The organism is Chitinimonas sp., assembly GCF_041904975.1.
In the GTDB taxonomy this organism is placed as follows: Bacteria; Pseudomonadota; Gammaproteobacteria; order Burkholderiales; family Chitinimonadaceae; genus Chitinimonas.
The window spans coordinates 1-5,039 of the sequence record NZ_JAYRLZ010000292.1 but is presented as its reverse complement, the minus strand read 5'-3'; the positions used below and the strand labels follow the sequence as shown (position 1 = coordinate 5,039).

At 58.7% G+C, this 5,039-nt stretch carries 5 protein-coding genes; 4 read left to right on the top strand and 1 reads right to left on the bottom strand.

Annotated elements, in window-relative coordinates; translation table 11 throughout:
* On the bottom strand, nucleotides 1-1,193 hold a 1,193-nt coding region (locus ACE3OH_RS19185), incomplete at its 3' end, for an ATP-binding cassette domain-containing protein (RefSeq protein ID WP_374356973.1).
* Between the two features lie 83 nt (nucleotides 1,194-1,276).
* Between ACE3OH_RS19185 and ACE3OH_RS19180 the strand changes: the two genes are divergently transcribed.
* The 4 genes from ACE3OH_RS19180 to ACE3OH_RS19165 all read left to right on the top strand — a co-directional run.
* Nucleotides 1,277-1,954: a hypothetical protein gene (locus tag ACE3OH_RS19180; RefSeq protein ID WP_374356971.1), complete on the top strand. Its 678-nt coding sequence runs from the start codon at nucleotides 1,277-1,279 to the stop codon at nucleotides 1,952-1,954.
* A 27-nt stretch (nucleotides 1,955-1,981) separates the two neighbouring features.
* The gene (locus ACE3OH_RS19175) at nucleotides 1,982-2,737 is read left to right on the top strand and encodes a hypothetical protein (protein ID WP_374356968.1); all 756 of its coding nucleotides are present in this window, start codon (nucleotides 1,982-1,984) and stop codon (nucleotides 2,735-2,737) included.
* Nucleotides 2,738-3,059: 322 nt separating this feature from the next.
* Entirely contained in the window at nucleotides 3,060-4,160 is a 1,101-nt protein-coding gene (locus ACE3OH_RS19170) for an extracellular solute-binding protein (protein WP_374356966.1), read from the top strand.
* 19 nt (nucleotides 4,161-4,179) lie between these two features.
* A partial coding sequence (locus tag ACE3OH_RS19165) for a DUF3138 family protein (protein WP_374356964.1) occupies nucleotides 4,180-5,039 on the top strand: 860 nt, incomplete at its 3' end.

Sequence of the window (5,039 nt, the reverse complement as noted above, 5' to 3'; positions counted from 1 at the left end):
TTTTGTAAATGCCAGAGCGGGCTTTCGTCCAGTCGCAGTTGCTCCAGCTGATGCTGGGCAAAGTAACCGATCTTCAAGCCCTTGCCTTCTACCCGCGAACCACTGGCCAAAGGCAATTCGCCCGCCAGCAATTTCACCAGGGTGGACTTGCCGGCGCCATTGCGGCCGAGCAGACCGATGCGCGCACCAGCCTCGATGCTGAGCGCCACGCCATCGAGCAGATGGTTGCCGCCATAGCCCACCGCGCCTTGCTCGATACGCAGCAAGGGGTTGGGGCTGGCTTCCGGCTCGCGAAAGCCGAATTCGAACGGTGAATCGACATGCGCGGCGGCAATCCGCTCCATCCGCTCCAGCGCCTTGATGCGGCTTTGCGCCTGGCGTGCCTTGGTGGCTTGGGCGCGGAACCGGTCGACATATTTCTGCAGATGCGCCACTTCGCGCTGCTGCTTGTCAAACGCCTGCTGCTGCTGCGCCAGCTTCTCCGCCTTTTGCGCTTCAAAGTCGGCATAGTTGCCGGTGTATAGCGTGATCTGGCTATTGGCCAGGTGGGCAATGGCGTTCACCGTGGCATCGAGGAAGTCGCGATCATGCGAGATCAGCAATAGCGTGCCCGGATAGCTGCTCAGCCAGTTTTCCAGCCACATCACCGCGTCGAGGTCGAGGTGGTTGGTGGGCTCATCAAGCAGCAGCAGGTCGGAACGACACATCAGCGCCTGCGCCAGATTCAGCCGCATGCGCCAACCGCCGGAAAAGCTGGCTACCGGCCGCGCCAGATCGTCGGCCTTGAAGCCAAGGCCATACAAAAGTTTGCCGGCACGCGCCTCGGCCGAGTAGCCGTCGATCGCTTCGAAATGACCCAGGGCCGTCGCATGGGCTACGCCATCGTGCTCGGTAGCCTGCAAGTCGCGCTGCACCTGGCGCAGCTCGGCATCGCCATCGAGCACATAGTCAAGCGCGCTTTCCGGGCGCGCCGGCGTTTCCTGGCGCACCGAGGCAATCACCAGCCGTGGCGGCATGTCGAAATCACCGCTATCGGCCAGCAATTCGCCGCGCAACAGACCGAAGAAACTGGACTTGCCGGCACCATTTGGCCCAACCAGGCCGACGCGCTGGCCGCGATGTAACAGAAGATCGACGCGGTCCAGCAAAACCTTGGTGCCGCGTCGCAGAGTAAGTGAGCTGAGTCGTATCATCTTGCAATTTTAACAGACGAGGCGCCGCAAACCGTTTTGGTGAAATCGACTAGAATGCCCTAACCATTCCAACTGCTGCACCCATGTCTTCCCTCGATCCCGATCATGTTGAAACCGCGCTGACTGCCTACCTGAGCCTGCTCAAGGGCAAGGGAGCTGCCACCAGCCTGTTGACGCGGCGAAAGCATATCCTGCGGCATCTGCTTTCCACACTTGAAGCGCAGTCCGACCAGTTCCGCCACAACGACGATGCCGGCTACCGCCACGCGGTGGACAGCACCATCACCAAATTTCCTGACGAGCAGCAATTCGAAATCATCAGCGCGGCGCGCGAGTTCTACCCGTTCTGGATTGGCGATATGAAAACCATCGCCCGCCTCAATGCCGCCGATGCGCTCGCCCTCGATCATGCGCCGGTCGATGTGCGCGGCAGCCTGATCGATATGTTCGAACGCATGGATGCCGATCCGTGGTCGCACACCGAGCAAGTCTGCCTTGTTGAATATCTTAAACGCCTGAACAGCCAGAGCCAGCCCGATGCGGTGGTGGATATTCGCGAACGCCTGCTGCAGCTACTGCTGTTTGTCATCCGCAATGCCGAACCGACGCCTACCGCTTATCGCGCTGGCGTCGATGCCATGCTGACCTTGTTTGCCAAGGAAGATGCGCGGCGATTGTTTGTCGATGTTGCCCGCGAATTCTTCTATTTCTGGAATGGCTTTCACCAAGGACAGGCCGAGCAGATCGCCCGCGCCGCATAAGTCCATCCGACGGAGTCTTGCCCGCCCATGAGTCGTCCAAATCCCGATTCAGCACTCGATGCCTATTCAGAAGAACTCAAACAACGCGGCGTCCCCACCAAGCAACTCACCCTCGCCCGCCACTTCCTGCGCCATTTGCTCACCACCTTGCGTGATCTGCCGCAGGACGGCAATGGCTACCGCTCGGCAGCGGAAACCACCTTGCGCAACTTTCCTGACGAGGCCGGCTTTCTCGATATCGTCCGCGAGTTTTTTCCCTATTGGAGCGGCGAAACCGATCCGCGTCAGACCAGTCAACCTGTCGCCCCGACGCCTGCCAACCCTTTGCTGGCACCTAGTGCAGCTAGTCCGGCGGCCAACCATGCTGCCGCCGTCGCAGCGCAGCAGCCACGAACGTTCATGCTGTCGATGCAACAGATGGAAGCCGACCCCTGGTCGCAGCGCACCCTGGCCGAGGTGGAGCGGCAGGCGCACCAGCTGAAAAGCCTGCTGCGCTATGCCGACGAGCTGAAAAAGGCCGGGGTGGATGAGGCAAACATCATGGCGCGCTGCCGCCTGATCAAGCTACTGCTGTTCACCATCCGTGATCTGCCGCAAAACACCGATAGCTATCGCGGTGGCGTGGACAAGCTGTTGCAGCTGTTTCCGCACCAGGAGCGCTGGCATGTGTTTGTCAGCCTGGCGCGCGAGTTTTTCTATTTTCTCGCCGGCGACGCCGACGCCGCCTCGCGCCTGCAAAAACAGATTTCACTGGCCGAGCTTCAAGGCTTGGTCAGCGCCTGAGCCATCGCATACGTCACCGCGCTCGCTAGCTACGGCAGCGCCTAAAGCACAAGAGATTGCCTCGATCTGCGGCCAACAGGCCCAATACAACCATCAGCAGCGCGCCAAAACTGTGCCTGTTTCGCACCGATATAAGGCAGCCCCGGCTGGCTGTCGGCAATGCGCAACATTCAGCCGTAACAAAACGTAAACGTTTCGATCTGCGCATCACCCCGTTCTATATTCTTGACACCCAAGCAAGCCGCGCCGATCGCCAGACCAGTAAACAGCGGCAAGTTCGATCGTATCTATCTCGCTTGTATCTCGACCATAGAGGGGAATCATGGCTGCTCTCGCTACACTCACCCGCCTTGCCGCTTGTCTCGGGCTGGCTACGCTGGCCGCTTCGGCTGCTGCTGCCGGCAATCTGAATGTCTACAACTGGAACGACTACATTGCCGACGATACCGTTCCCAATTTCGAGAAGCAGTTCGACGTCAAGGTGCGCTACGACCTGTACGACAGCAATGAAGTGCTGCAGGCAAAGCTGATGACCGGCAAGTCCGGCTATGACGTCGTGGTGCCTTCGCTGGAATTCGCCGCGCGTCAGATCAAGGCCGGCATCTACCTCAAGCTCGACAAATCAAAACTGCCCAATTACACCAATCTGGACAAAGCCATTCTCGAAAAGGTGAAAGTGGGCGACCCGACAAATGATTACCTGGTTCCCTATATGTGGGGCACCACTGCCTTCGGCATCAATGTCGACAAAGTAAAAAAGGCGCTGGGCAGCGAGCCGATGCCGGCCGATGCATGGGAATTGCTGTTCAATCCGAAATACACCAACAAGCTCAAGTCTTGCGGTATCTCGCTATTCGATACCGGTAGCGACGTGTATTCACTGGTCAATATCTACCAGGGACGGCCGGCCAATGACTTCAGCAAGGCGGCATTGGAAGCCAGCAACGAGGTGCTGAGAAAGGTTCGCCCCGATATCCGGGTTTTCAATAGCTCGCCGATTGATTTGCTGGCCAATGGCGATATCTGTGTCGGCATGGCTTACAACGGCGACGCCTATATTGCCAAAGATAGGGCCGAGCAAGCCAAGAATGGCCAGAAGATCGAATACATTGTGCCGGCCAAAGGCACCATTGCCTGGATCGACTCCATGGCCATCCCCAGAGACGCCGCCAATGTCGACAATGCCTACAAATACATCAATAACATTCTGGACCCCAAGGTAGCTGCCAGCATCTCCAATAAGGTGAATTACGCCAATCCGAATTCGGCAGCCACCCCGTTTGTGAATGCCAAGCTGACCGGGGACCCGAAAATCTACCTGACGCCGAAAATGATGGCGCTGACGCAGGCCAAGCAACCAATCCAGAGTGATACCCAGCGCCTGATCGCTTCTTACTTCAACGCATTCAAGACCAACAAGTAACCGGAACGAGGACCCTCACATGACCATGATGATGAAGCCGCTGAGCCTGCTGGTCGCCGCCGCGTTTGCCGGCTCGGTGCTGCCGACCCAGGCGGCAACGAGTGCGGAAAAGAAGGAAATGGCCGAACTGAAGGCGCAACTCAAGGCCCTGCAAGCGGAAGTCGAAGCGCTGAAAGCCATCGCCAGCCGGCCACAACCGGCAGCAGCCGTCGTCACCGCGCCGGTATCACTGCCACCGCCAGCAGCAGCCAGCGCCAGCACTGACGAGCCCACCCTGGATCAGCGCGTCACCAAGATGGAGCTGCAGGTCGAGCAGATCAACAAGTCCTCGGATGAAAGCCCGCTCGCCGGCCTCAGCGTCAGCGGCTATGTCGACCTTGGCTATTTCTATAACCGCAATGCCAAGACCAACAGCTTTGCCTTTGCGCGCAACGGCGGCACCAATGCCGGCTCCACCGCTGGCGGCGGCGCCTATGGTTACGACAATTCCTCGGTCGGCGATATCTACCTCGACATCAAGAAGACGTTCGGCAGCGGCAACCTCGCTCCTTCTGCACAAATCGTACTGGCGCCAAACCGTGGCTATGCCAGCGGCAATAACAACATCATCCACTCAGCCCAGGTCACGGTGCCGGTCGATGCAAACCGCAGCTACTTCTTCGGCCAGATGGGCTCGTGGGCCGGGTACGACTATTACCAAAGCAACCAGGCCTTGGCAGTATCGCATAACCTGCTGTACGACTTTGCCGACCCAGGCTATTTCGTCGGCGCCGGCATGAGCTATACCGCTGGCAATGCCGCCTGGAAATTCATGCTCGGCAATGCCAACTCCAAAGCCTTTGAAAACACCGCCCGATCGCCCACCTTCCAGTACCGTCT